Origin of the sequence: Thermorhabdus hydrogeniformans, from assembly GCF_049310025.1 — a bacterium.
Classification (GTDB): domain Bacteria; phylum Bacillota; class Thermosediminibacteria; order Thermosediminibacterales; family Tepidanaerobacteraceae; genus JBJYKD01.
In genome coordinates this window covers 22,228-46,750 of sequence record NZ_JBJYKD010000010.1, presented here as the reverse complement: position 1 = coordinate 46,750, position 24,523 = coordinate 22,228, and the positions used below count along the sequence as shown (strand labels likewise).

Genomic DNA, 24,523 nt, shown 5'->3' with positions numbered 1-24,523 from the left:
TAGAGATATATTAAAGGGTATGTTTACCGGTATTGAAACTTAAAATTTCTTTGATTAGAGAGGTATAAAGCCCCTAATTTTTTGGTACATATGGGACATAATTTATACTATAGGGACTATATATGTCCCGGGAGGTGAAGGGCTGAATAAAAGTTTATTAAATATGCAAAAATTAACAATAAGAATATTTCAAGGAGGAAGATCAAATGAGCATTAAAGTCGGTATCAACGGATTTGGCCGTATTGGCAGGAACTCCTTCAAAGCCGCATTTAAAAAACACCCCGAAATAGAAATTGTAGCCATCAACGATCTTTACGACACCAAAACCCTGGCGCATCTTTTAAAGTACGACTCGGTCTTCGGAACCTTTGACGCTCAAGTGGAAGCAAAGGATTCTTCGCTGGTGGTAAACGGCAAAGAGGTTAAGGTGTTTGCCGAAAAAGACCCGGCCAACATACCATGGAAAGACCTGGGTGTGGATATTGTGGTGGAGTCTTCGGGAGTTTTTACGTCTAAAGATAAAGCCGTAAAACACATTGAATCCGGCGGAGCCAAAAAGGTCATAATCAGCGCCCCGGCCAAGGGAGAGGACATCACCATAGTCATGGGCGTCAATGAGGAAAAATACGATCCCAGAAAGCACCACGTGATTTCCAACGCATCCTGCACCACCAACTGCCTGGCACCGGTAGCCAAAGTCCTGATGGACAATTTCGGCATAAAGAAGGGGCTCATGAACACCGTCCACTCCTACACCAACGACCAGAGGATACTGGATCTGCCTCACAAGGATTTAAGAAGGGCTAGGGCTGCAGCGCTAAATATCATTCCCACCACTACCGGAGCCGCGAAGGCCGTCGCCCTCGTTATCCCCGAGCTGGCCGGAAAATTGAACGGCTTTGCGCTGAGAGTCCCCACTCCCACCGTTTCCATTGTGGACTTCACCTGCCTTCTGGAAAAGAGCGCCACGGCGGAGCAGGTAAACGACGCATTGAGAGAGGCGGCGGAAGGAAAAATGAAGGGGATCCTGGGATATACCGAAGAGCCGCTGGTGTCCATGGATTTCAAAGGATGCGAGCTCTCATCCATAGTTGACGGCCTCTCCACCATGGTGATTGAAGACGATTTTGTGAAGGTAATATCCTGGTACGACAATGAATGGGGGTATTCCAACAGAGTAATGGATCTGGTAAAATACATAGCTGAAAAGGGATTATAAAAAAATAGCCCATTTATTGGGCTATTTTATGCTAAGGAGATTTTTCATGGAAGATGTCGTGGAACTGCTCAAAAAAATTGCTCCGGAAACGGTTCAGGCGATTGAAGATAGATACACCATTTTGAGAAACATCTATTTCAACCAGCCTATCGGCAGGCGGGCGCTGTCCGCCATCCTTTCGTGGTCCGAAAGGTCCCTGAGAACCGAAGTAAAGCGGCTGGAGGAACTCGGCCTTATTGAAGTAGACGCGAAAGGTATGAAAGTATCGAGCACAGGGGAGAATTTGATTTCCGGGCTGGAGGGCTTTTTTTTCTATTTAAAAGGCTTAAAGACTGTGGAAGAGAATATAAAACAGAGGTTTCACTGCGGTAATGTGATAATCGTTCCGGGTAATTCGGATGAGGATGAGACGATAAAAAAACAACTCGGAAAAGAAGCGGCGGCTTTCTTGAAAGCTTCTCTAAAAAACGGTGATGTGGTGGCCGTAACCGGCGGCACCACCATGGCGCAGGTCCCCAGGAACTTAAGTCCTGTAAGCGGGTTTGAAGACGTGATTGTGGTGCCCGGCAGGGGAGGACTTGGGGAAAGGGTTGAAATCCAGTCAAACACCATAGCCGCGGAACTGGCGGCAAAGCTCGGCGCCCAGTACAGGCTCCTGTACGTGCCCGACAACCTTGGAGATAAAGCCATGGAGTCAATAGTGCGGGAGCCCGGCATAAGAGAAGTTATTGACATCATACGCCGGGCCGACATCCTTCTCCACGGTATAGGCGGCGCCGAGGAGATGGCCCGGCGGCGGGGTCTTCCCGAGGAGGAAATCGTGGCGATTAAAAAAACCGGCGCCGTTGCCGAGGCATTTGGTTTTTATTTTAACAAAAACGGAGAAATAGTCTATACCACAACCAGTGTGGGGCTTTCAATAAAAGACCTTAAGAACATCAGGGTTGTTATCGCCATAGCGGGCGGCGCCAGCAAGGCGCCCGCCATTCAAGCCTTTTTAAAATACCATCTACCTACGGTTTTGATTACCGACGAAGGAGCGGCCAGGAGGCTGCTGGAATTAGAAGGAGGCGAGTGAATTGAACAAAAAAACCCTGGAAGATTTCAACGTGGAAGGCAAGAGGGTTCTTGTGAGGGTTGATTTTAATGTTCCGATGGATGAAGAGGGCAGGATTACCGACGATACCCGCATAAGGGCGGCGATTCCCACTATAAAATACCTTATTGACCACAACGCAAAGGTCATACTGGTTTCCCACCTGGGAAGGCCCAAGGGCAAAGTGAACAAGAAATACAGCCTGGCACCTGTGGCGAAAAGGCTTTCGCAGATTCTGGGCCAAGATGTGGCGATGGCTGAAGACTGTATAGGAGAGCCCGCCGAAAAAGCCGTGGCGGCCATGAAGCCTAAAGATGTGCTGCTGCTGGAAAATGTAAGGTTTTACGCCGAAGAAGAGAAAAATGACAGAGAATTTGCTAAAAAACTTGCCGGCCTTGCAGACATATACATAAACGACGCCTTTGGCACCGCCCACAGGGCTCACGCTTCCACGGCCGGGGTGGCGGAATTTTTACCCTCCGGGGCAGGTTTCCTGATGAAGAAAGAGATTGAGACCATGGGCAAGGCTCTGGAAAACCCGGACAGGCCATTTGTGGCCATACTGGGCGGGGCAAAAGTGGGGGATAAGATAGGCGTTATCCAGAACCTGCTGGGTAAAGTCGATTCGCTGCTCATAGGCGGGGGGATGGCCTATACGTTTTTGAAGAGCATGGGGTACGAAATCGGAAAGTCTCTGCTGGAGGAAGATAAGGTTGAACTGGCCGCGTCACTTATAAAGCAGGCAAAGGAAAGGGGGGTAAATCTCCTCCTGCCCGAAGACGTGGTGGTGACGCCCGAACTCAAAGAAGGGCAGCCTTATAAGACCGTCCCCGTGAGCGAGATTCCGGCGGACATGATGGGTGTGGATATCGGCGAACGGACCAGGGAAAAATTCGCCCGGGTTATTAAAGGTGCCGGGACCGTGGTGTGGAACGGACCTATGGGAGTATTTGAAATAAGGGCCTTTGCGGAAGGAACCCTGGCCGTTGCGCGGGCCATGGCCGAATCCAAAGCCATAACCATAATAGGCGGCGGGGATTCAGCCGCGGCGGTGGAACAGCTGGGCTTCGCAGATGCCATGACTCACGTTTCCACCGGCGGAGGGGCGTCGCTGGAATTCCTGGAGGGTAAAGAACTGCCGGGAGTGGCTGTGCTGAATGACAGGTAGTGTGTACGGGCAAACTTCGCCGGTTTGGTTTTTCGCCGGGAATACTCTGTTTCGGGAGGTGTTTGGAATGAGAAAGCCGCTTATAGCAGGCAATTGGAAGATGCACAGTACCGTAAAAGAAACCATGGATTTCCTGGATTCGTTTTTGCCAAAGGTGAAAGAGCCGGAGGCGGAAGTGGTCATATGCCCGCCTTTTACGAGCCTCTGGGCGGCGGCCGAAAGAATAAAGGGTACGAAAGTGAAGCTCGGAGGCCAGAATATGCACTGGGAGGAAAAAGGCGCCTTTACCGGGGAGGTATCACCGGCCATGCTTGCGGAAATCCCATGCGATTATGTCATAATAGGTCACTCGGAGCGGCGGCAGTATTTTGCGGAAACCGATGAGACGGTGAATAAAAAAATAAAGGCGGCGCTGAAATACGGTTTAACACCCATCGTCTGTGTGGGGGAAACCCTTGAGCAGAGGGAACAGGGCATCACCATGTCCCTGGTACTGTCCCAGGTGCAAAAGGCGCTGGAGGGTCTGGCTTCTGAAGAAACGGAGAAGGTCGTCTTTGCTTACGAGCCCATTTGGGCCATCGGTACCGGTCGCACCGCTTCCAGTACCGATGCCCAGGAGGTTATTGCCGCCATCAGGAGAAAAATATCGGAGCTTTTTGACAAAGGTGTTTCGGAAAAAGTCAGGATCCTCTATGGGGGCAGCGTCAAGCCCGACAATATAAAGGACCTTATGAGCCAGCCCGACATAGACGGGGCTCTGGTGGGGGGCGCCAGCCTTAAACCCGATAGCTTCTATGAAATTGCAGCCTTTAATCAGGATTAGGAGTTGAAGAAAGTGCCGAAAAAACCTTTGATGTTGATGATACTGGACGGGTGGGGATTAAATTCGCGGTCCGAAGGCAATGCCATAATGAAAGCCCGTACCCCTAATTTTGACCGGCTACTGCACCATTATCCCAGTACCACTCTTGAGGCCAGCGGCCTTGCCGTGGGCCTGCCGGAAGGTCAAATGGGCAATTCGGAAGTTGGGCATTTGAACCTCGGGGCCGGCAGGGTGGTATACCAGGAGTATACGCGAATCAGCGAGGATATAAAAAATGGGGATTTTTACAGGAATCAGGTCCTCATCGGGGCTGTTGACCATGCGCTGAAGGAAAACAGGGCCCTGCACCTGATGGGGCTTTTGTCCGACGGCGGAGTCCACAGTCACATTGACCACGTGACAGCCCTCCTCAGGCTGGCGGGGGAGAGAGGGTTGAAAAAGGTTTTTCTCCATGCTTTCCTGGACGGTAGGGATGTGCCTCCGGCCAATGCCGAGGTATATATAAAGCAGATCGAGAAGGTTATGGATGAGCTGGGCGTGGGCAAGATTGCTACCGTATCCGGGCGTTATTATGCCATGGACAGGGACAGGCGCTGGGACAGGACGGAGAAGGCTTACAACGCCATAGTCTTCGGGGAGGGTCTAACGGCAAAAAGCGCCATGGAAGCCGTGGAGAAGAGCTATGCCAGGGAGGAGACTGACGAGTTTGTCACGCCTACCGTTATCGTTGATGAAAGCGGCAACCCGAAGGCGACCGTTGAAGAGGGCGACTCCATTATTTTCTTTAACTTCCGCCCCGACAGGGCAAGACAGCTTACCTATGCCTTTTGTAACGAGAATTTTGACGGATTTAAAAGAAAAAGGGGATTTTTACCGGTACATTACGTGTGCATGACCCAGTACGATGTGAAAATACAGAATGCGGAAGTTGCCTATAAACCTCAGTCGCTGGAAAACATATTTGCGGAAGTGATTTCCCGGGAAGGGTTAAAGCAGCTGAGGATTGCAGAAACCGAAAAATACGCCCACGTCACCTTTTTCTTCAACGGTGGGGTTGAAAAGTCGTATCCCGGCGAGGATCGGATACTGATACCCTCGCCCAAAGTGGCCACCTACGACCAGAAACCCGAGATGAGCGCCTATGAGGTGACTGATAAGGTCATAGAGAAGATAAAGGAAGACGTATATGATGTCATAATACTGAATTACGCAAATCCCGACATGGTGGGGCATACCGGCGTGTTTGAGGCAGCGAAGGAGGCCATCGAAGCCGTTGACAAGTGTATTGGCCTTGTGGTAGAAGCGGTCAGGGAAAGAGGCGGTAAAGTATTAATAACGGCGGACCACGGCAATGCCGAGCAGATGGTAGACTACGGGAGCGGTGAACCTCACACGGCTCATACCTGCAACCCGGTGCCGTTTATCCTGGTGGGCGACAAAAGCTGCCGCCTGCGCTCCGGAAAGCTGGCCGATGTGGCTCCTACCATGCTGGAACTTTTAAATATAGAAAAGCCCAAAGAAATGACGGGAGAGTCGCTGATAGAAGGATAATAAAATAATTCAATAATATGGATAAAGGAAAGGTGGTAAAAATGTCTACAATACTTGATGTGTTTGCCAGAGAAATACTCGATTCCCGCGGAAATCCCACGGTGGAAGTGGAAGTGGTGCTCGAAGATGGGACTGTGGGACGTGCCGCGGTTCCGTCTGGAGCCTCCACCGGCCAGTTCGAGGCGGTGGAGCTAAGGGATAAAGACATGAAGAGGTTCGGCGGCAAGGGTGTACTCAAGGCCGTGGAAAATGTGAATAATGTCATTGCGCCTGAACTGCAGGGGAAGGACGCCCTTGATCAGGTTGGCATAGATAAATTGCTGATTGACCTGGATGGCACCTCCAATAAAGGCAAGCTCGGGGCCAACGCCATCCTCGGAGTCTCACTGGCCTGCGCCAGGGCGGCCGCCAACTTCCTGGGGTTGAGCCTGTACCGCTATATCGGTGGCGCCAACGCCAAGGTGCTTCCCATCCCGATGATGAACATTTTAAACGGCGGCAAACACGCGGATAACAATGTGGACATTCAGGAGTTCATGATAATGCCGGTGGGAGCGGAGAATTTTGCCCATGCCCTCAGAATGGGCGCAGAAACCTTTCACGCCCTGAAAAAGGTCCTGGCCGAAAAAGGCCTCAGCACCACCGTCGGCGATGAGGGCGGCTTTGCGCCGAACCTTTCTTCCAATGAAGAAGCCATAAAATTCATTGTGGAAGCCATTGAAAAGGCCGGCTACACCCCCGGCAAAGACATATATGTGGCCCTCGACATAGCATCTTCGGAACTTTACAGCGACGGAAAATACCAGTTAAAGGGAGAAGGCCTGGAGTACGATTCCGCCGGTATGGTGGATTACTATTCCCACCTTATCGAGAAATACCCCATCATATCCATTGAAGACGGCATGGCCGAGGAAGACTGGGAGGGGTGGAAGCTGCTGACCCAAAGCCTCGGCAAAAAGGTACAGCTGGTGGGCGACGACCTCTTCGTGACCAACACAGAGCGCCTCTCAAGGGGTATTGAGATGGGCGTTGCCAACTCCATACTGATAAAGCTGAATCAGATAGGAACACTCACCGAAACCCTCGACGCCATCCAGATGGCCGAAAGAGCTGGATATACCGCGGTGGTGTCCCATCGTTCAGGAGAAACCGAGGACACTACAATCGCCGACCTTGTCGTGGGCGTCAACGCCGGGCAGATAAAGACGGGGGCGCCTTCCCGCACCGACAGGGTGGCCAAGTACAACCAGCTGCTCAGAATAGAGGGAGAGCTGGATATGGCGGCACAGTATCTGGGACTTGGGGCTTTCTATAATATAAAGCGGTAAAATATCCAAACGAAATGGGGATAAAAAGCACAAGAGGGCAAACTCATGGTGACCGGAGAAATTCCGGTCACCTATGAATTTTATCAAAAGTGTTTGAAAAATATATAGTCAATGCTTCAGCGGCAGTAAAGCTTTCATATTTAACGGGAAAAGTTGCCGTGTAGGTGGATATAAATGCGATATACAGGCATATATCGGAGAATATGCGGTATTAATTGAAGATAATTCCATAATAATGATGTATTTAAATTAAATTATAGCTGCTAAAATGTGGCTATTTGTGATTTATTGTATACAATTTCAAGAATATATACCGCATTTATTTTCCTGCAAATGTTGAGTTTTTAAGGGCTTTGTGATAAAATACATTCGTTGAATTTATACGGGAGGTGTTCTGATGGAGATTTTCCTGATTATTGTGTATTTATTAATATGTCTGGGCCTCATTGCGACGGTTTTGCTCCAGTCCGGTAAAAGTGCCGGCCTTTCGGGGAGCATCGCCGGCGGTGCCGAAACCTTCTTTGGCAAAAAGAAGGGTATCGACGATAAGCTGGCACGGTTTACGGAAATCCTTGCCGTGGCTTTTCTGGCTATGTCCATCGTGATGATGGTTTTCTTGCGCTAACCATGTATTTACGTAAAATTTTTGGAGGGACATTTAAATGGAAAACTTAATAGTTATTGCACCAATCATGGGAATCGCAGCTTTAGCTTTTGCATGCATGCTTGCCATGCGTGTGGTTAAAAGCCCTGTGGGAACCGACCGGATGAAAGAAATTTCCGATGCCATACATGAAGGAGCTATGGCTTTTCTTTTTAGGGAATACAGGGCGCTTGCCATGTTCGTAATAGTGATGTTTGCCGTGATAAGCATATTCATCAACTGGCAGACGGCCGTGAGCTACATAACGGGTACCGTAGCTTCGGTTCTGGCCGGATTTATAGGCATGAACGTGGCCACCAGGGCGAATGTACGCACCGCCAACGCGGCCAGGGAAGGGCAGAATAAGGCCCTCTCCATAGCCTTTTCCGGCGGGGCGGTCATGGGGATGTCCGTGGTGGGCCTGGGCCTTTTGGGGCTCGGCATACTCTACTTTGTGTTCGGCGATCCCGCCGACGTAAAAAGCTTTGACGTGATAAACGGGTTCGCCCTTGGAGCCAGCTCCATAGCACTCTTCGCCAGGGTGGGTGGCGGCATATACACCAAGGCCGCAGACGTGGGGGCGGACCTTGTGGGAAAGGTCGAGGCGGGCATACCCGAGGACGACCCGAGAAACCCCGCGGTTATCGCCGACAACGTGGGAGATAATGTGGGCGACGTTGCCGGAATGGGTGCGGATCTCTTTGAGTCCTATGTTGGTTCCATTGTATCCGGCATGGCCATAGGCGCCGTGGCGGTGAGCACCGCCACCGGGCAGACTTACGGCATAAAAGGGATAATCTTTCCGATGATAATAGCCGCGGCGGGAATCTTGAGTTCCATCATAGGTACCCTTTTCGTCAGGACCGGCGAAGGGGCCAACCCACAGAAGGCCCTGTCTAACGGCACATTTGCCAGCGGGATATTGGTCATAATAGCGTCGTTCTTTTTAAGCAGGATGCTATTAGGCGAACTGGGAGTATTTTACGCCACCACTTCGGGAATCATTGTGGGAATAATTATAGGAATGATAACAGAATACTACACATCAGCCGACAACGCCCCGGTACAGGGCATAGCCATGTCTTCCCAGACGGGGCCTGCCACCAACATCATATCGGGTCTTGCGGTGGGTATGAAGAGCACAGCCCTACCGGTGCTGTTCATAGCTTTTGCCATAATAATAGCTTATAAATTCGCAGGTCTTTACGGTATTGCCCTGGCGGCCATAGGAATGCTTTCCACCACAGGCATGACCGTTGCCGTAGACGCCTACGGCCCCATAGCCGACAACGCCGGCGGAATTGCCGAGATGTCGGAACTGCCGCCCGATGTCAGGAAGATAACCGATAAGCTCGACTCCGTGGGCAACACCACCGCCGCTATCGGCAAGGGGTTTGCCATAGGGTCCGCTGCCCTGACGGCGCTGGCTCTGTTTTCAGCCTACACCACTGCCGCAGGGCTAAAGGAAGGGATTAACCTTCTCAGGGCGGATGTCATCATGGGCCTCTTAATTGGCGGCATGCTGCCATATCTATTCTCGGCCATGACCATGGAAGCCGTCGGCAAAGCCGCATTTCATATGATAGAAGAAGTGAGAAGGCAGTTCAAGGAAATACCCGGGCTGATGGAAGGCAAAGCAAAGCCCAACTATGCCAGATGCGTTGACATCAGCACCTCGGCTGCATTGAAGGAAATGATAATCCCGGGACTCCTGGCCGTCGTTGCCCCTCTGGCCGTGGGGCTCATCTTCGGCAAAGAAGCCCTCGGAGGACTGCTGGCCGGCGCTCTTGTAACGGGCGTAATGATAGCCATTCAGATGGCCAACTCCGGCGGAGCATGGGACAATGCCAAAAAATACATTGAATCGGGCAACTACGGCGGGAAGGGCACACCCACCCATGCCGCGGCGGTGGTGGGAGATACCGTGGGCGACCCCTTTAAAGATACATCCGGGCCGTCCCTCAACATCCTGATAAAATTAATGACCATTGTCTCACTGGTATTCGCGCCGCTGTTTATGAGATAAGCGGGGTACGCATAAAAAAGCAGGGATTCGTCCTGGAATCCTTGCTTTTTTGTTTTGATCATGCTGCAATAATTTCTTACTCTTGTTTTTGTTATAGAGAAATCTTAATAAAGCATCAGAGTGAAAATTAAAAACTGATAATTGCATTGTGGTGTAACATATGTTACAATTTAAAATATAAACAAATGTTGCATAGGGGTGAGCTCGTGAAAGAACGTTTATCCTGGATGATTTTAATTTATAAAGTGCCGGCAGAGCCTTCCACTTTACGCGTCAGGGCATGGCGCAAAATAAAAGACATGGGTGCACTTTACCTGCAGCAATCGGTGGCCATATATCCAAAAATAAACCATCTGGCGGAAGAATTTACCGGCCTGGTGGAGGAAATCAAGACATCGGGGGGAGAGGCGTTATTATTCGAAGTGATCAATCTTTCCGGAGAAGGTGAAAAAGCCCTCATTTCAAAATTTAACGAACAGAGGGACCTGGAATACAGGGAATTGATGGATAAGTGCGAGGACTTTTTTGACGAAATAAAAAAAGAGACGGAGAGGCAAAATTTCACCTTTGCGGAACTGGAGGAAAACGATGAGGAACTTGAAAAGCTTTCGAGATGGTATGAAAAAATAAAAGAAAGGGATTTTTTTGAGGCGTCGATGAGGCAAAAAGCCGAAGAAATGCTTGCAATATGCCGGGAGATGTTTTTTGAATTTGCCCAGACCATATATAAAAAAGAAGGGACGATGTGATATGTTTAACATTATATTGCTGGGGCTTACAAGCCTCCTTACTGATATAAGCACCGAGATGGTTTATCCTCTATTGCCCATATTCCTGACTACAAAGCTGGGGGCCACTCCCCTTATTGTTGGCACCATTGAGGGAATAGCCGAAAGTCTTGCCAGCCTCCTGAAAGTGTTTTCCGGATATTTTTCCGACAAAATGAATAAGAGAAAACCTTTTACTATTGCCGGATACGGATTTTCCACTCTGGGCAAGCTGCTGCTTTATCTTGCCACATCCTGGCATTTCGTTCTGCTCGGAAGGGTGGCGGATAGATTTGGCAAGGGGATAAGGACGGCTCCCAGGGATGCCCTTATAGCCGAGTCGGCCGATGCGGGCGGCCGCGGAAGGGCCTTCGGGCTTCACAGGGCCATGGATACCCTGGGCGCCGCTATAGGGGTGGTGCTGGCCTATTATTTCATGACCAAAAATCCCGGGAATTATTATGCCGTTTTCCTGTATTCCCTCATTCCGGCGGTTCTTGGCGTCCTGATCCTGTTTTTCATAAAGGAAAAAGCAGGCGAAGTGAAGAACACAACCAAAAAGCTCTCGCTGAACTGGAAGGCTCTTGATGCCCGGCTGAAGGCATTTTTAATCCTCATGTTCATCTTTACCCTGGGCAATTCATCGAATCAGTTCCTGCTTCTCAGGGCCCAGAACGTGGGGTTTGACGCCAAAAATGTGCTCCTTCTTTATCTCCTCTACAATGTGGTGTACGACGTGTTCTCCTATCCGGCCGGGCTTTTATCGGACAGGATAGGAAGAAAAATAATGATAGTGGCGGGCTATATGGTATACGGTCTGGTGTATTTTGGTTTCGCACTGGCTAAGACGCCGGCTGCCATCTGGGCGCTTTTTGGTATTTACGGCTTTTACATAGCTTTTACTGAAGGGGTGGAGAAAGCTTTTATAACGGACGTCGCCCCCGAAGAGCTGAAAGGCACGCTGATAGGGCTTCATGCCACGCTGGTGGGCATAGGCTTACTCCCGGCGTCCATCCTGGCCGGAACGCTGTGGAACCTTTTCGGAGCCTCGGCCCCCTTCTACTTTGGGGGGATTATGGGAGTTTTAGCGGCGGCCGGCATTTGGTTTTTGATATAAGCCGGGAGAAAATTAAACTAAACCAGCCTGTTCAATAAGACTATAATCACCATGCCCGCAATTACCGTTAAAAACATATTTCTCGTCTTATAGGCCAGGGGGAAAGTTAACAAAGATGTCAACAGCAATGTGTTTGACGTGCTGATGCTTATTTTATTATCTACCATCAATACGCTGGGGAAAAAGAGAGCAGACAGCACCGCGGCAGGTATATAGCTCAGGAATTTAATTAAGAGTTCCGGGATTTTCCTTTTTGATAAAACCGCAGCCGGAATCATGCGGGGAAGGTATGTTACGATTCCCATCCCTATAATGAGGTATAAGTAGTTTACATCAATACTCATTTTTCTATTAACACCCCTATTGCTGCTGCGATGACCGTAGCCAGAATAACATTCCAGTTTCCGGGGACGGTGTATATGAAAAATATAGACAACCCCCCTGCTACCGCGGCCACAACTTTATTCTTATAATCTTTAATCTGCATGCACAGTAGTGCCATGAACATGCCCGGCAGCGCAAAATCAAAGCCCAGTGCTTTTGTATCCGGTATCAATGCGCCGAAGGCCGCCCCCAGAACAGTGCTTACTACCCAGCTCAAATAAGAAGTTATATAAAGGCCCAGGAAATAAGCGTGGGATAGGTTTCCTTCCTTTACGTCGGTGATGCTTACCGCGAAGCTCTCGTCGGTAATGTAAAAAGAAATGAAAGGAATAAGTCTCCGGCTTATCTCCTTAAAATAGGGGCTCAAGGACGCGCTAAAAAGGATGTGGCGCAGGTTCACCAGAAAGGTGGTCGCTATTATGGGCAAAGGGCCCATTCCCGTCGACAGCATGCTGACCGCTATGAATTGGGCGGAACCCGCATATACCAGTAGAGACATCATACCGATTTGAAGGGGGGTAAGACCGGCATCGGCTGCGAGCACTCCCAGGGCGAAACCTACCGGTATATATCCCATGACAATGGGCACAGCCCTTTTTACGCCGAAGATTAGCTGTTTTTTTTCGTGGGCAGTCATGAATCTTCCTCCGGGACAATTCGATGTTTAAGTCTTATGATACCAGATTGTGTTTCGATGAGTCAATGAAATAATAAATTGTAATTTATGCAGTTTGAGGGTACAATAGAAGTAATGTTTTTAATCTGAGATAATTTTTGAATAACGATTGAATCAGGAGGCCTGTCATGCCTTTAAAAGAACAACTTCTTAATTTTATGAAAGAAAAAGCCTACAAGCCAATGACGGAGTGGGAACTGGCACAGGCGTTAAATATCCAGCCCGGAGAACTGGACTTGCTCCTAAAGGCGCTGAATTACATGGAAAAAGAAGGACTTGTGGTAAGGACGCGGCGGGGGCGGTACGGTATTCCCGAAAAGATGAACCTGGTGGTGGGGCGCCTGGAAGGCCACCCCAGAGGTTATGCCTTTTTGATCCCGGAAAATGAGGAACTTGAAGACATATATATAAGCCAGGAGGACTTAAACGGCGCCCTGCACGGGGATACAGTTCTGGTACGGCCCAAAGTGCGGGCCCGTGGCGGCGCCAAGGCGGAGGGCGAGGTTATACGGATTCTGAAAAGAGCCGGCAAAAAGGTCGTGGGGACCATTGAAAAAGAAAAGCATTTTGCGTTTGTGACCCCTGATGATAAGAGATTTTTCTACGACATCTTTATACCCGGGGACCGGACAATGGGGGCCAGATCCGGGCAGAAGGTGGTTGTTAAAATAACCAGATGGCCGGAAAAACGGCGCAACCCTGAGGGAGAAGTTATAGAGGTGCTGGGTTTCAAGGATGAACCGGGGATCGACATACTGTCCATCATTAAAAAATACGACCTTCCTCTGGAATTTCCGAACAGGGTGCTGAAGCAGCTTCAGGAAATCCCCGATGAGGTGATGGATTCCGACCTGGTGGGCAGAGAGGATTTCAGAGATAAAAAAATCGTTACCATCGACGGAGAAGATGCTAAAGACCTGGATGACGCCGTATCGGTGGAAAGGATTGAAGGTGGATACAGGCTGGGGGTGCACATCGCCGATGTGAGCCATTACGTAAGGGAAAAAAGCCCTCTGGATATAGAAGCGATGAAAAGGGGATGCAGCGTTTACCTTGTGGACAGGGTGATCCCCATGCTGCCTCCAAAGCTTTCAAACGGCATCTGCAGCTTAAACCCCAGAACTTTGCGACTTGCCATGAGCGTAATCATCGACTTCGATGCAAGAGCCGAAGTCAAAAGCTACAGGATAACACCAAGCGTTATAAAGACATGTGAGAGAATGACTTATACGGAAGTCACCAAAATATTGGAAGAAAAAGACCCGGATACAATAAGGCGTTACGAGTACCTGGTGGAAGACTTCCGGTTGATGGAAGAACTGGCCATGAAACTGTGGCAGAAGCGTTTTTCAAGGGGAAGCATAGATTTTAACATAGAAGAGGCCAAGGTTATCCTGGATGACAGGGGAAATCCGGTGGATGTGGTAAAGGAGGAAAGACGGATTTCAAACCGCATCATAGAGGAATTCATGCTGGCGGCCAATGAGGTTATAGCCGAGCACATGTACTGGCTGAAAGTCCCATTTGTATACAGGATTCATGAGGTGCCCGACGAGGAGAAGATATTTGCCCTGAGGGAATTTTTGTACAGCCTTGGCTACACCATAAAGGGAGTTAAAAACGTAAAGCCCAAGGCCCTCCAGCAGATACTGGAAAAAGTCAAAGGGCGGTCCGAAGAGCGGCTGGTGAATACCGTGCTTTTAAGATCCCTAAAGCGGGCGCGTTACAGTGAGGAGAACGTGGGTCATTTCGGCCTGGCGGCCCATTTTTACACCCATTTTACCTCTCCCATTCGCCGCTACCCCGACCTTGTGATCCACAGGATAATAAAAGAGCATCTGGAAGGAAAGCTTGATTTGAAGCGGCAGGAAAAACTCAACAGGGTGATAGGCAAGATCGCAAAGATTTCCTCCGAGCGGGAGCGCATAGCCGAGGAGGCCGAACGGGAGACAACGGATTTAAAAATCGCCGAGTACATGAGCAGGAGGATTGGAAATGTGTACAATGGGATTGTATCCAGTGTAACGCCTTTCGGCATGTTCGTGGAACTGGAAAACACCGTTGAGGGCCTGGTCCATGTGAGCAACCTGGAGGACGACTATTACCACTTTGACGAAAAAAGCATAACACTCAGAGGAGAGCGCACCGGAAAGGTTTTCCGCATAGGCGACACGGTAAAGGTTAAGGTGATAAGGGTGAATGTGCCCGAACGGCAGATAGATTTTGCTCTGGCAGACGATTAGTATGAACATTGTGTATGATGAGCCTTTTTGATATAATTTATCTGGCATTGAGCAATTTATTTTGGGGGTTTTGAAATGGAAAGAAAATCCCGCGACCTTGTCACCAACCGGAAGGCCCGGCACGATTATCACATACTGGAAACCTATGAGGCCGGCATTGCCCTTTCGGGCACGGAGGTCAAGTCGCTGAGGGCCGGAAAGGGCAACCTGAAAGACAGCTTCGCCAGGGTGGAAAACGGTGAACTGTTTTTATACAATATGCACATTAGCCCTTACGAGCAGGGCAACATATTCAACAAGGACCCGCTCAGGACGCGCAAACTCCTTATGCACAGGCGGGAGATTGACCGCCTTTTCGGGCTTGTAAAGGAGAAAGGTCTGACCCTTATCCCTTTAAGGGTCTATCTTAATGAGCGCGGTCTTGTGAAGGTGGAACTGGCAGTGGCGAAGGGCAAGACCATTTACGACAGGCGGGAAGATATTAAGAGGAAGGATGCCCAGCGGGAGATGGAGAAAGCCTTTAAAGAATATAACGCGCGTTGATATTGCCCGCCGGTGAAAGGGCTTTATTCGCCCGGAATACAGGATAAGGTTTTTCCTGCTGCTCTGGGGATGAAGACGCGCCTTTAAAATGGAATGAATACCAGGGAGGATTAAGTTATGCCTACTTTTGATTTCAAATGCAACCAATGTGGCAACCTTTTCAGCGAGTTTGTGTCGTTAAAAGACAAAGACAAAGTCCGCTGCCCCGAATGTGGAGGACAGGTAAGCCAGCGCTTCACGGGCTTTCTGTACTTTAGAAAGGGAGAACCCGGCACATCCGGTTCAGGCGGCTGCAGCGGCGGAAATTGCAGTAGCTGTGCCGGCTGCCGGTGACAGCACCAGTAATATATCTTGAATTAGCCTGCCAGGTTTTGTCTACGAGCCTAAAAAATTAATCCCGTTCTTGTTCCCATTTTACATATTCACTGATAGGGATTATTGCAGCCATGGGTTTTCCACGCCGGGCAATGATAAATTGTTTGCCGCTGTAGCAAGCCTCTTCGATAATCTGACCCAATCTATCCCTAAACTCAATAGGGCTAACTATCTTTTTCATGATTCAGTCACCTCACTTTAGGTAATTTAATAATTGACCAAATATTATGGTATTTTAATATTTTAGTCAATTCTGTTTATCCTGGAGTAGTATATTTACAATTGTTGTTAAATATAAACACAGAAAGGTATGTATGGACTACTTGCTTTTTTTATAAAATACGTTATAATAAAAACGTAACTGAGCCTAGAAATGAGCAGTTTAAAAATTTGACAAAACACCTCCAAATATGATAATATATATTCTGCAAAAATTGTTGCGGGATTGTGTAACGGTAGCACGCATGACTCTGGATCATGTTGTCCAGGTTCGAATCCTGGTCCCGCAGCCAAATATACGGCCATATCGTCTAGGGGTTCAGGACGCCGCCCTCTCACGGCGGTAACGGGGGTTCGAATCCCCCTATGGCTACCAAAATAGCATGAATACTGGGCTTGAGGGAACGGCCCAATTTTTTTATTGCAAAAAATCATCTCCAGGGCACCCGCCTTCCGTTTTTTTATTGATTTTGCATTTGGGCGATGCTGAGTATTTTTATAAGGTTGTCCACTTTTCCTGCAGCAAGTTCCTTCACAAAGTCATACTTCGCCGCCTCCTCTCCTATACATAGATTTATGGCAAACATATTGGCCTGATATTCAAACTTATCATAGAACATTGTCTTATCCATGACAAAGTAGAAATTTCCTTCGGGATGTAACACAAAATGCCCAAGCTCGTGAGCAATCACGAGTTTTTTTATTGGTTCATCAAGTTCACTATTGACGCCGATGAGTTTATAGTCACCTAGACATGCTGCAATGCCGTATAATTCAGCATAAGGGAGATAAAGTATATCAATTCCCATTTCCTCGGCAATGAGCTTTGGATCACGGGTGCCGAGTTCCCGGATTAAATGTTCAATTTCTTGATAAATCATGGTGAAGCACCTTATAAGAGGTCGAGATTGTCAACAAATTATCCACATTTTATTCACATATTTAAATGGCATATCTTCTTATAGCTGATATGATTGAATCGGTATTCCATCTAACCATTTCGAGAGAAACCTTTTGCACTTCGGATGGTATACGCTCTTGACCCCATGGAACTATGCCTATAATTGGTTTATAATATTTTTGAGCTGTATCTATTTCGTATTGCATCCATTCTCTATAAGCGGCATACATGCCCGACAATACAAGCACTATATTTACTGGCTTTATCTTTCTATCTATGGCTTCCCTTAAAAATAATTTTCCTACTGACGTATTTGGATCAACAAGGGGCTTATCTTTCGGTGCAGAATAATTTCTATAATAAAAATAAGGCGCATTATCTAATAGATTTATTAAACGATCGTATTCGGTTCCATATTTCCAGGCATGACTTATAAAAATGTCATATGTTTTTAACTCCGGCATCATAATACCCCCTAAAATTTAAATTGAGAGGTGTTTTTACAATGCAGTTTAAAAAGTTTAGAAAAAAACCCGTAGTAATTGAGGCGTACCAAACAGATAAAGAAATGATAATTGAAACACTTGAAGGCCCTTTGCGTGCATCTCCTGGCGATTGGATTATAAGAGGCATAAGAGGAGAATTATATCCATGCAAACCGGATGTTTTTGAAAGAACTTACGAACCAGTAAGTGATGATGAAGAGCTTACGCCATATATTACTAAGTGACTTTCTTTGAAGTGGTTTTATTTAACTGAGACCAGTTAATATTTTCGTGGGATATAATACCTTCTACTCTAGCTACAAGAAGATTAAATGGTTTATCTACCGCCTCATAAACACCTGCTTTTGTTATATACAGAAATTTTTCATGCTTTAATGTTTCGGCCACCATTCTGTATTCAATCCAATTTTCATGAAAATTATATAATCCCTGAGCACCGATCATAATAGCGACTGCACTACCGCTTAATGCTATGATAGTTTTGATATATGGAACTGTATTGGAATATGGAATTAATACGGGAACTAAAGCTGATATAATAATTTCAGCCATTCTTAATATTTTATATCTTTTCTGGTTCCACTGGCTTTTTTGACTATACCATTTTATTTGGTCATCAAGTCTTTCTTTTAAATATTGTTCTTCTTCCATAAACGACCCCCTTTACTCTTTTTTCTCTTTCTCCTCGGCCGATTCTTCGGCCTTTCTTTTTTGCTTAATAAACTCATGGGCCGCCCGCAGGAACATAATGACATCGTCTTTTGTCTTTTCGTCCAGCGGATTGCCCATGAGTTTTATATTTGAATTATTTTTAATAAATTCCTCAAGCTCTATATCTGTGGGAGGTTCATCTTTTTCCCACCAGGGCTTGTCTTCTTCTGATTTTCCAAGTAAATAATCAGCGGAAACACCAAGAGCATTGGCTAATCTTGAAATTATTTCGGCTTTAGGTTCTCTTAAATTATTCTCATATCTTGATAGAGATGCTTCTGTAGTACCAATTAGTTCAGCTAATTGCTTCTGAGTTAATCCCTTCTGCTCCCTCAATCTTCTAATTTTATCACCTATACTTTCCAATTGTATCACCCCCTTTTTACACTTCTTACCAATATTATAAATTATTTAGCTATTTTTACAAGAAAACTTACCAAAAATATATAAAAAGTATTGACAACTTACCAAATGGTGTGGTAGAATAAAATTACCGAACGGCAAGGAGGTGTCGATGAAATGAATACACTAAAACTAAAAGGAGCAAGAGTAGCAAAAGGATATACACAAGAAACACTTGCTCAAAAGCTCCATATGTCTGCAAAGACTTATAATAGAAAAGAACTTGGGCTAATTGAGTTTAATAGACACGAGATATTAACAATAGCCCAAATTCTAGAATTAAATACAAATCAGGTAAATGAAATTTTTTTTGATAACAAACTTACCAATTGTATAAGAACCGACCACCCCGCCGCAGCGGAGGGATAAGGAGGTGAGAATGATGAAAGAAATTATTATATGCGCCTGCATTGCAGCATTAGTATCATCAATATCATCGATTTTACTAAATTGGAAAACATTTAAAAATTGGTACGACAGTTTATAAAAAAATTAATCAATGAGCTTTAATATCAGGAAACTTAAGACAGCCGATAAAACACCAGTTATTATGGGAACAACGATAATCCTAATAAATTCTTTAAAACCTTCAGATTTCTTTTCGATTAGATAAGACCTACCGTCAAGGGAAAGAAAAACTTTTGTTTCAGAGGTTGGTTTACCATATGCATCTATAGGTTTGAGATGGATATAACCAATATTGAGTAATTTTGTAATCACGTTAATATCTAACGGGTATTTCCGGCACAATTCATTGTAAGTTATTTTGCCTTCGTTTTTCTGGATTAATTTTAGAAGTTTCATCATTTGAACATCCATGATTGTCACCCTTTCTAAAAAGATTGGTAAGCCTGGTTAACTACGCAAGAAAATTATACCATAACGAGATTGTATAAAAACCAACCAATCCGCCGCAGCGGAAGGGCAGGGTGAAGGGAGGTGAGGAGATGGCACAAATTATCCTGAGTATATTCTTATCGGCATTAATAACGCTTATTTTGCTAAGGTGGGAGAAATTCAGAGATTGGTATGACGATCTATAATAGCCATTTATCTATGAGCTTTGAAGCAATGTAGCTTAGTACGCCAATCATTACAGGCACAAGAATATTTTTCAAGACATATTCAAAAAAAGACTTTTTTTCCAATTCAGCAAATGTCTTGCCTTTATAGGTAGGCTGAATATGAGCAATTGTTGTATCAAGGCAAATACCTTTAAGATAACCGCTATCAATCAAATGCGACACACATTCTTCAATTTCATCCTCTGAAAGCGACAAAAGTTCCTGAATATCTTCGATTTCTATAAACTGATTATTCCTGCAAAGGTTTAAGACGATTCTTAAAACTTTCTTTGAAATGCTATCAAGCATATTTAACACCTCCAAAATAATTTTACCATGATTTAGAAAGAAAGAGGGATAAACATGCGGTGTGAATCATGCGGGCGAAAGTTAAGAAGTGATGAGGGAAAAGTCTGCCGGATATGTGAGGGCCGGATGTTAAGACAGTTGCAACAGCTAAGGGAAGGGGGACGTAAGAAATGAAACTTAAGGTTAAGCTTGAGGAAGTACAAAAAGGTGACCGAATTAACGGCAAAAAGGTTGTGGAGGTGGTGCACAGAAGCTACTGTAAATACGTTAGGTTGATTTTGGAAGGCGGGAGAGACATAATCGACGGCTATTATTTCCCCACTCCAAAATATGTCGATGTGGAGAGGTAATTCCCAGGAAAGGAGAAGAAAGGAAATGGCGACTTTAATACAACAATGGTCTGGTGGGCACAGAAGGCGTTGTGATGCCCGGTGCTATAACGGCCACGGCAACCGATGCACATGCATATGCGGCGGGGCAAACCACGGCAAGGGCCTCCAGCAAGCAATGCAGAATACGGTAGAGATGGCAAAAGAGTTGCTGAAAAAAGCTGATACTGAAGTGGCAAAGGATATCCTGAAGCAGTTAGAAACAGTGGAAAGATGATATAGATTTGCAGGGAAAAACAAAGAGGTGAAATGTAATGAAATTATGCTTCTACTTTAAAGGCAAGGCTAAAAATCTTCCAGAAATTTTGCGATTACCTGAGACTATAAGGATGTTTGAAAATGCAAAATCAACATATTTAGCATCTCTTGAAAGATTTAATCGGGCCGAAACTGAGGAGGAAATTGACGCTGCAATTTATGACCTAAATGCGGCACTAATTCGTTACAACTCCATTATAAAACAAACTAAAAAAGATTATTTAGGTGGTGTGCTAAATGGCAATTAATAAAACTGCTGCATTGGCAAGCGTAGAGTATGAAACAGATACCGGCAAAATAAAGCTTTCGCCGGCAATAGTAAAACAATATCTGGTAAACGGTGAAGCAGAAAAAGTAACAGACCAGGAAGTAATGATGTTTCTAGCTTTATGCAAATTTCAAAAATTAAATCCTTTTTTGCGTGAAGCATACTTAATAAAATTCGGTAATAAACCAGCCACAATTGTAACAGGAAAAGAAACTTTTACAAAAAGAGCGGCTAAGAACGAATTGTGCACAGGATGGCAGGCAGGCGTAATCATTCTCAAAAAGGACGGCCAGATAGAAAAGCGCAATGGTACTTTGGTATTACCAGGAGAAGAGCTTGTAGGCGGTTGGGCAAGGGTAAGCCGGAAAGACTGGAAAGAGCCACTGGAAATAACGGTATCTCTTTCGGAATATCTTCGAAAAAAAGAAGATGGCACCCCGATGAGGAATTGGAGGGAAATGCCAGCGACGATGATTCGCAAAGTTGCTCTTGTACAAGCGCTTAGAGAAGCCTTCCCGGAAACTTTTCAGGGCATGTATTCTCCAGAAGAAATGTCAATTGATGATTCACAGTTATCCGAAAAACCAATTTCTAGTATTGACATAGAAACTGAACCTATAACCGAAAATGAAAAAATGGCTACAGAATTGCAGCTTAAAAAACTATATGCTATGGCTCGAAAACTGGGTTTTGAAAGAGAAGACATGCACAGAATGATGCAGGATAGATTTGGGAAAGAAAGCTCCAAACAGCTTACAAAGTCAGAAGCCAATGAATTAATAGACTTTCTGACAAAACTGGAAGAAGAAACGGCAAAGAAAGAACAGGCAGAAGTAAGCAGTGCAGAAGAAATTGAAATTGAAGCATAAAAAAACAAGGCCTTGCAAGGCCCAACTATAACCACCCCTAGCATACCAGATATGCTGGGGAAAATCAAGGAGGAAAGAAAAAATGGATAAGCGTTTGATTGAAATAGCAAAACAGCTTCAGAAAATATGCAAAGAGGAACAAATCTCGGTATATATTGATGTTTCACCGTATGGTTGGGATAAACCAATTCTAAGAATATATAAATATGTCGGTGAAGATTACGACCCACTGAAACCGCACAAAACAATATATCAAAAAAATGAGCATGAAATAAATGGAGTCAAAGTAGAGCATGTATATTTCTCTCAAGAAAATATAGAGAATGAGGAGGCAGCCGCAGTATGAGTATCTTAGGGGATTTAGCTCTGAAACATCTGGACATTGATACAGACAATGAAGAACAAAAAGAACATTGGAAAATTGAAAATGACTCACAGGCCGACTGGGCTCTGGATAAAATCCGGGAGGCCCGGGCCGAATACCGCAGGTTTGAAATGGTTGTGAATGACAAAATAGCACAACTTCAAGCAGCGCTTGAAGCCGAAAAAACAAAGATGGAACGTGAAGTAGGCTTTTTCACTGGTAAACTGGCCGAATACTTCGAGAAGGTTCAGCGCAAGAAGACAAAGACGCAGGAAACATATAACTTGCCCAGCGGCCGCCTTGTTAAGAAATACAGAGCACCGAAGATTGTTCGAGATGATGAAAAGCTCGTTGAATGGTTGGAGGCCAACGGCATGACGGAACTGGTGAAGGTTCAGAAGTCCCCGGACTGGGCAACATTGAAAAAAGAAACTGAAATAGTCGGTGAAACGGTGGTATCTAAGAACACAGGGGAAGTTATTCCGGGAGTGGTAGCAATACCGCAGAATCCTGAGTTTATCGTGGAGGTTGATTAAGCATGAAAGAAAGAGCCTTGCAAATAAAAACCCCGTCAGGGTGGAAGGTAGCAGGAAAGGTGTTGAAAATTGAAGGTAAGTGGTGCTTTTATCGGGAAGTTTCGAAAAATAAACATGCTTTCCATACGTTCGATGCCTGGAGTATTCAGGCAAGTTTAATCCCAGTACTTGAGAAGGATTGCGTTGAGTATATTTACAACTATGACCGGCAGTCAGGAAAGATGTATCGTATCAGACTTGACGAATTCATTGATAAATCCGTCGCAAGGGACTTTGGCGAAGGGCCTCAACTGTATGTCAGCACAAAATATTTTGAAGAAGTAGATATGAAGCCTATAAAGAAGTGGATAAAGGATGTTGAGTTAGTGGCATAAAGAAAAGGCACCGGCGGCGCAATAGCCGGTGCAGGAGGGAGGAGGAACATGATTGAAAGTATTGTCTATACTTTTTGCCCGAAATGCGGGCATGGGTTTGAGATAGATGCTGGCGAAGATAAAGATGGGATAAGACATATAACGTGCCCTGCTTGCAATGCGGAACAAATAATATTCGTGAAGTGGAAGACGATTAAGAAGGCATTTCGTGACAGTGATCCGGAGTTAATAGAGGAGTGGGAGAAAAAATTCGCTGGATAATACCCTGCTGCCCCTCCCGCAAGTCTGGCGATGCACGGGCGGGGCGGCGGATATGGTAAGTCGGCAAGGGCGGCGACGTAGTGGTGCATACGTGGTGGTATACTGAACCCTCTACGCAGTGTATACCACAAAAAGCCACATCGCATGGGGGGAGCTGCGATGTGGAAGCAGGTTCGAATCCTGCCCGCCCTACCAAATCAAGGAAATAATTGATGAGTATTTATGATAACTCCAGCGGGCGGGCTACCCCGGCCTGCCTGCCTTCACCCCAAGAAGGTGGGACTATGAATATCCCTTCATACAAAAGATATGAAGGTGAATTCTCATATCTCATCATCCGAGCTGAGGATATGCATCCAAATATGTTTAGAAAGCCTATCCAGGAGCAGATTTCATTGTTCCCCACTATTGAAGATGAAATATACCAAGATATGCCTAAGTATCTGAAACGTTATTCTCGACATAAAACTCGAATAAAGAACATAGCCAAAAAATACAACATAGACGGAAAAACGGCCAAGAAATATTACAAAGCGGCTTATCACAGATTCGTATATGAACTCAATTATAAACACTTCATGCGGAATAAGGAATATTTCGAATGGTTGCATACGCCTGAAGCGGAAGAATATATACGCCAATATATCCAGGAATGCGATGAACAAACCGAAAGGTATAAAAAAGAATTCGAGCAACGAATAAGGGACGGGAAAGAGCATGTGGTTAGCCTTGAAGTAGAAGATCCGGAGGTCGAAAAACTTCTGGACAATCCCTTCTACGCAGACATCATCTACCACGGGCCATTTTCCGCACTCATCCAAAATCCTGGCATAACCGAACACGATGCAAGAATACTTCTGGCAAGGGGATATATCAAAATCGAGCAAGGCGATCCAGACACGATACTGCAATATGATTTTCCACCCAAAAAAGATGAAAATCCGAATCGTTTCTACTGTATAAACTGTGGTGCTGAACTGGATTATAACGATATTGGCATCAACAAAAAGCTGGGAGCAAAAGATGAACGCTTCTACAAATGCCCTAGGTGTATGGGGTTAAAAGATGAAGAAAAAGAAAGCATGGTAAGGTTTTATAGGTCAAATGGATGTAACTTGTTTATTTGATGTTA

33 protein-coding genes and 3 tRNA genes are annotated in these 24,523 nt (G+C 45.9%); 27 read left to right on the top strand and 9 right to left on the bottom strand.

The features are described 5' to 3' along the window. The first annotated feature begins 206 nt into the window (after positions 1 to 206). The 10 genes from gap (at position 207) to ACKX14_RS07005 (ending at position 11,739) form a co-directional block, all read left to right on the top strand. The gene (gene gap, locus ACKX14_RS07050; protein ID WP_422446060.1) at positions 207 to 1,220 is read left to right on the top strand and encodes a type I glyceraldehyde-3-phosphate dehydrogenase; all 1,014 of its coding nucleotides are present in this window, start codon (positions 207 to 209) and stop codon (positions 1,218 to 1,220) included. A gap of 46 nt (positions 1,221 to 1,266) precedes the next feature. Then, positions 1,267 to 2,298: a sugar-binding transcriptional regulator gene (locus tag ACKX14_RS07045; RefSeq protein WP_422446058.1), complete on the top strand. Its 1,032-nt coding sequence runs from the start codon at positions 1,267 to 1,269 to the stop codon at positions 2,296 to 2,298. A gap of 1 nt (position 2,299) precedes the next feature. Further along, positions 2,300 to 3,484, top strand: coding sequence for a phosphoglycerate kinase (locus ACKX14_RS07040; RefSeq protein ID WP_422446056.1), 1,185 nt, complete (start codon positions 2,300 to 2,302; stop codon positions 3,482 to 3,484). Between the two features lie 67 nt (positions 3,485 to 3,551). After that, positions 3,552 to 4,307, top strand: coding sequence for a triose-phosphate isomerase (gene tpiA, locus ACKX14_RS07035; RefSeq protein ID WP_422446054.1), 756 nt, complete (start codon positions 3,552 to 3,554; stop codon positions 4,305 to 4,307). Between the two features lie 30 nt (positions 4,308 to 4,337). Next, a complete protein-coding gene (gene gpmI, locus ACKX14_RS07030) occupies positions 4,338 to 5,858 on the top strand; it encodes a 2,3-bisphosphoglycerate-independent phosphoglycerate mutase (protein ID WP_422446170.1) in 1,521 nt (506 codons plus the stop codon). Positions 5,859 to 5,899: 41 nt separating this feature from the next. Next, positions 5,900 to 7,186, top strand: coding sequence for a phosphopyruvate hydratase (gene eno / locus ACKX14_RS07025; RefSeq protein ID WP_422446052.1), 1,287 nt, complete (start codon positions 5,900 to 5,902; stop codon positions 7,184 to 7,186). A 397-nt stretch (positions 7,187 to 7,583) separates the two neighbouring features. Further along, entirely contained in the window at positions 7,584 to 7,811 is a 228-nt protein-coding gene (gene secG / locus ACKX14_RS07020; RefSeq protein ID WP_422446050.1) for a preprotein translocase subunit SecG, read from the top strand. 37 nt (positions 7,812 to 7,848) lie between these two features. Next, positions 7,849 to 9,855 (top strand): sodium-translocating pyrophosphatase, encoded by a 2,007-nt coding sequence (locus ACKX14_RS07015; protein ID WP_422446048.1) that lies wholly within the window; start codon positions 7,849 to 7,851, stop codon positions 9,853 to 9,855. A 206-nt stretch (positions 9,856 to 10,061) separates the two neighbouring features. Next, on the top strand, positions 10,062 to 10,604 hold the full coding sequence (locus ACKX14_RS07010) for a Chromate resistance protein ChrB (protein ID WP_422446046.1): 543 nt from the start codon (positions 10,062 to 10,064) through the stop codon (positions 10,602 to 10,604). Between the two features lies 1 nt (position 10,605). Continuing rightward, entirely contained in the window at positions 10,606 to 11,739 is a 1,134-nt protein-coding gene (locus ACKX14_RS07005) for an MFS transporter (RefSeq protein WP_422446044.1), read from the top strand. A gap of 17 nt (positions 11,740 to 11,756) precedes the next feature. On the opposite strand, the gene ACKX14_RS07000 is transcribed toward ACKX14_RS07005, so the two are convergent. Together ACKX14_RS07000 and ACKX14_RS06995 are read right to left on the bottom strand one after the other, a co-directional pair. After that, the gene (locus ACKX14_RS07000; protein ID WP_422446042.1) at positions 11,757 to 12,083 is read right to left on the bottom strand and encodes an AzlD domain-containing protein; all 327 of its coding nucleotides are present in this window, start codon (positions 12,081 to 12,083) and stop codon (positions 11,757 to 11,759) included. Further along, positions 12,080 to 12,760 carry an AzlC family ABC transporter permease gene (locus ACKX14_RS06995; protein ID WP_422446040.1) on the bottom strand — a complete coding sequence of 227 codons (681 nt, stop codon included), beginning with the start codon at positions 12,758 to 12,760 and terminating at the stop codon, positions 12,080 to 12,082. Before ACKX14_RS06995 ends, ACKX14_RS07000 begins: the two co-directional genes overlap by 4 nt. Before the next feature lie 167 nt (positions 12,761 to 12,927). On the opposite strand from ACKX14_RS06995, the gene rnr reads away from it, so the two are divergent. From rnr to ACKX14_RS06980, 3 genes are all read left to right on the top strand, one after another. Then, positions 12,928 to 15,042: a ribonuclease R gene (gene rnr / locus ACKX14_RS06990; RefSeq protein WP_422446038.1), complete on the top strand. Its 2,115-nt coding sequence runs from the start codon at positions 12,928 to 12,930 to the stop codon at positions 15,040 to 15,042. Between the two features lie 75 nt (positions 15,043 to 15,117). Then, positions 15,118 to 15,585 carry an SsrA-binding protein SmpB gene (smpB, locus tag ACKX14_RS06985; protein ID WP_422446036.1) on the top strand — a complete coding sequence of 156 codons (468 nt, stop codon included), beginning with the start codon at positions 15,118 to 15,120 and terminating at the stop codon, positions 15,583 to 15,585. Between the two features lie 117 nt (positions 15,586 to 15,702). Beyond that, positions 15,703 to 15,918 (top strand): FmdB family zinc ribbon protein, encoded by a 216-nt coding sequence (locus ACKX14_RS06980; RefSeq protein ID WP_422446034.1) that lies wholly within the window; start codon positions 15,703 to 15,705, stop codon positions 15,916 to 15,918. Between the two features lie 58 nt (positions 15,919 to 15,976). Here the strand turns inward: ACKX14_RS06980 and ACKX14_RS06975 are convergent, their stop codons facing one another. Beyond that, positions 15,977 to 16,141 carry a type II toxin-antitoxin system Phd/YefM family antitoxin gene (locus ACKX14_RS06975; protein WP_422446032.1) on the bottom strand — a complete coding sequence of 55 codons (165 nt, stop codon included), beginning with the start codon at positions 16,139 to 16,141 and terminating at the stop codon, positions 15,977 to 15,979. 257 nt (positions 16,142 to 16,398) lie between these two features. Between ACKX14_RS06975 and ACKX14_RS06970 the strand changes: the two genes are divergently transcribed. Together ACKX14_RS06970 and ACKX14_RS06965 are read left to right on the top strand one after the other, a co-directional pair. Then, positions 16,399 to 16,472 (top strand) — tRNA-Gln (locus tag ACKX14_RS06970). Positions 16,473 to 16,479: 7 nt separating this feature from the next. Further along, positions 16,480 to 16,555 (top strand) — tRNA-Glu (locus ACKX14_RS06965). Between the two features lie 85 nt (positions 16,556 to 16,640). On the opposite strand, the gene ACKX14_RS06960 is transcribed toward ACKX14_RS06965, so the two are convergent. Then, positions 16,641 to 17,060 (bottom strand): ImmA/IrrE family metallo-endopeptidase, encoded by a 420-nt coding sequence (locus ACKX14_RS06960; RefSeq protein WP_422446030.1) that lies wholly within the window; start codon positions 17,058 to 17,060, stop codon positions 16,641 to 16,643. Positions 17,061 to 17,121: 61 nt separating this feature from the next. Then, positions 17,122 to 17,544 (bottom strand): TIR domain-containing protein, encoded by a 423-nt coding sequence (locus ACKX14_RS06955; protein WP_422446028.1) that lies wholly within the window; start codon positions 17,542 to 17,544, stop codon positions 17,122 to 17,124. 41 nt (positions 17,545 to 17,585) lie between these two features. Here ACKX14_RS06955 and ACKX14_RS06950 point away from each other — a divergent pair, with 41 nt between their 5' ends. Next, positions 17,586 to 17,810: a hypothetical protein gene (locus ACKX14_RS06950; protein WP_422446026.1), complete on the top strand. Its 225-nt coding sequence runs from the start codon at positions 17,586 to 17,588 to the stop codon at positions 17,808 to 17,810. On the opposite strand, the gene ACKX14_RS06945 is transcribed toward ACKX14_RS06950, so the two are convergent. Then, a complete protein-coding gene (locus ACKX14_RS06945) occupies positions 17,803 to 18,237 on the bottom strand; it encodes a DUF4231 domain-containing protein (protein ID WP_422446024.1) in 435 nt (144 codons plus the stop codon). The two genes, ACKX14_RS06950 and ACKX14_RS06945, sit on opposite strands and share 8 nt — an antisense overlap. Before the next feature lie 12 nt (positions 18,238 to 18,249). Then, on the bottom strand, positions 18,250 to 18,663 hold the full coding sequence (locus ACKX14_RS06940) for a helix-turn-helix domain-containing protein (protein ID WP_422446022.1): 414 nt from the start codon (positions 18,661 to 18,663) through the stop codon (positions 18,250 to 18,252). Positions 18,664 to 18,816: 153 nt separating this feature from the next. Between ACKX14_RS06940 and ACKX14_RS06935 the strand changes: the two genes are divergently transcribed. Next, complete coding sequence (locus ACKX14_RS06935; protein ID WP_422446020.1) at positions 18,817 to 19,068, top strand: helix-turn-helix transcriptional regulator; 252 nt, start codon at positions 18,817 to 18,819, stop codon at positions 19,066 to 19,068. A 123-nt stretch (positions 19,069 to 19,191) separates the two neighbouring features. Here the strand turns inward: ACKX14_RS06935 and ACKX14_RS06930 are convergent, their stop codons facing one another. After that, the gene (locus ACKX14_RS06930; protein ID WP_422446018.1) at positions 19,192 to 19,518 is read right to left on the bottom strand and encodes a hypothetical protein; all 327 of its coding nucleotides are present in this window, start codon (positions 19,516 to 19,518) and stop codon (positions 19,192 to 19,194) included. Between the two features lie 218 nt (positions 19,519 to 19,736). Further along, positions 19,737 to 20,072: a PCI domain-containing protein gene (locus ACKX14_RS06925; protein WP_422446016.1), complete on the bottom strand. Its 336-nt coding sequence runs from the start codon at positions 20,070 to 20,072 to the stop codon at positions 19,737 to 19,739. 170 nt (positions 20,073 to 20,242) lie between these two features. Here ACKX14_RS06925 and ACKX14_RS06920 point away from each other — a divergent pair, with 170 nt between their 5' ends. From ACKX14_RS06920 to ACKX14_RS06875, 10 genes are all read left to right on the top strand, one after another. Next, a complete protein-coding gene (locus ACKX14_RS06920) occupies positions 20,243 to 20,422 on the top strand; it encodes a hypothetical protein (RefSeq protein ID WP_120766743.1) in 180 nt (59 codons plus the stop codon). 25 nt (positions 20,423 to 20,447) lie between these two features. Continuing rightward, a complete protein-coding gene (locus ACKX14_RS06915; protein WP_422446013.1) occupies positions 20,448 to 20,678 on the top strand; it encodes a hypothetical protein in 231 nt (76 codons plus the stop codon). Between the two features lie 37 nt (positions 20,679 to 20,715). Further along, positions 20,716 to 20,967, top strand: a complete 252-nt coding sequence (locus tag ACKX14_RS06910; protein ID WP_120766741.1) for a hypothetical protein — start codon at positions 20,716 to 20,718, stop codon at positions 20,965 to 20,967. Continuing rightward, a complete protein-coding gene (gene bet, locus ACKX14_RS06905; RefSeq protein ID WP_422446011.1) occupies positions 20,957 to 21,856 on the top strand; it encodes a phage recombination protein Bet in 900 nt (299 codons plus the stop codon). The genes ACKX14_RS06910 and bet overlap by 11 nt, the downstream gene beginning before the upstream one ends. An 82-nt stretch (positions 21,857 to 21,938) precedes the next feature. Then, entirely contained in the window at positions 21,939 to 22,202 is a 264-nt protein-coding gene (locus ACKX14_RS06900) for a hypothetical protein (protein ID WP_422446009.1), read from the top strand. Continuing rightward, entirely contained in the window at positions 22,199 to 22,756 is a 558-nt protein-coding gene (locus tag ACKX14_RS06895; protein ID WP_422446007.1) for a host-nuclease inhibitor Gam family protein, read from the top strand. The genes ACKX14_RS06900 and ACKX14_RS06895 overlap by 4 nt, the downstream gene beginning before the upstream one ends. A 2-nt stretch (positions 22,757 to 22,758) precedes the next feature. Further along, on the top strand, positions 22,759 to 23,130 hold the full coding sequence (locus ACKX14_RS06890; protein ID WP_422446005.1) for a hypothetical protein: 372 nt from the start codon (positions 22,759 to 22,761) through the stop codon (positions 23,128 to 23,130). 48 nt (positions 23,131 to 23,178) lie between these two features. After that, the gene (locus ACKX14_RS06885; RefSeq protein WP_422446003.1) at positions 23,179 to 23,391 is read left to right on the top strand and encodes a hypothetical protein; all 213 of its coding nucleotides are present in this window, start codon (positions 23,179 to 23,181) and stop codon (positions 23,389 to 23,391) included. 66 nt (positions 23,392 to 23,457) lie between these two features. Further along, positions 23,458 to 23,586 (top strand) — tRNA-OTHER (locus tag ACKX14_RS06880). Positions 23,587 to 23,675: 89 nt separating this feature from the next. Then, positions 23,676 to 24,518, top strand: coding sequence for a hypothetical protein (locus ACKX14_RS06875; RefSeq protein WP_422446001.1), 843 nt, complete (start codon positions 23,676 to 23,678; stop codon positions 24,516 to 24,518). The last annotated feature ends 5 nt before the right edge of the window (positions 24,519 to 24,523 follow it).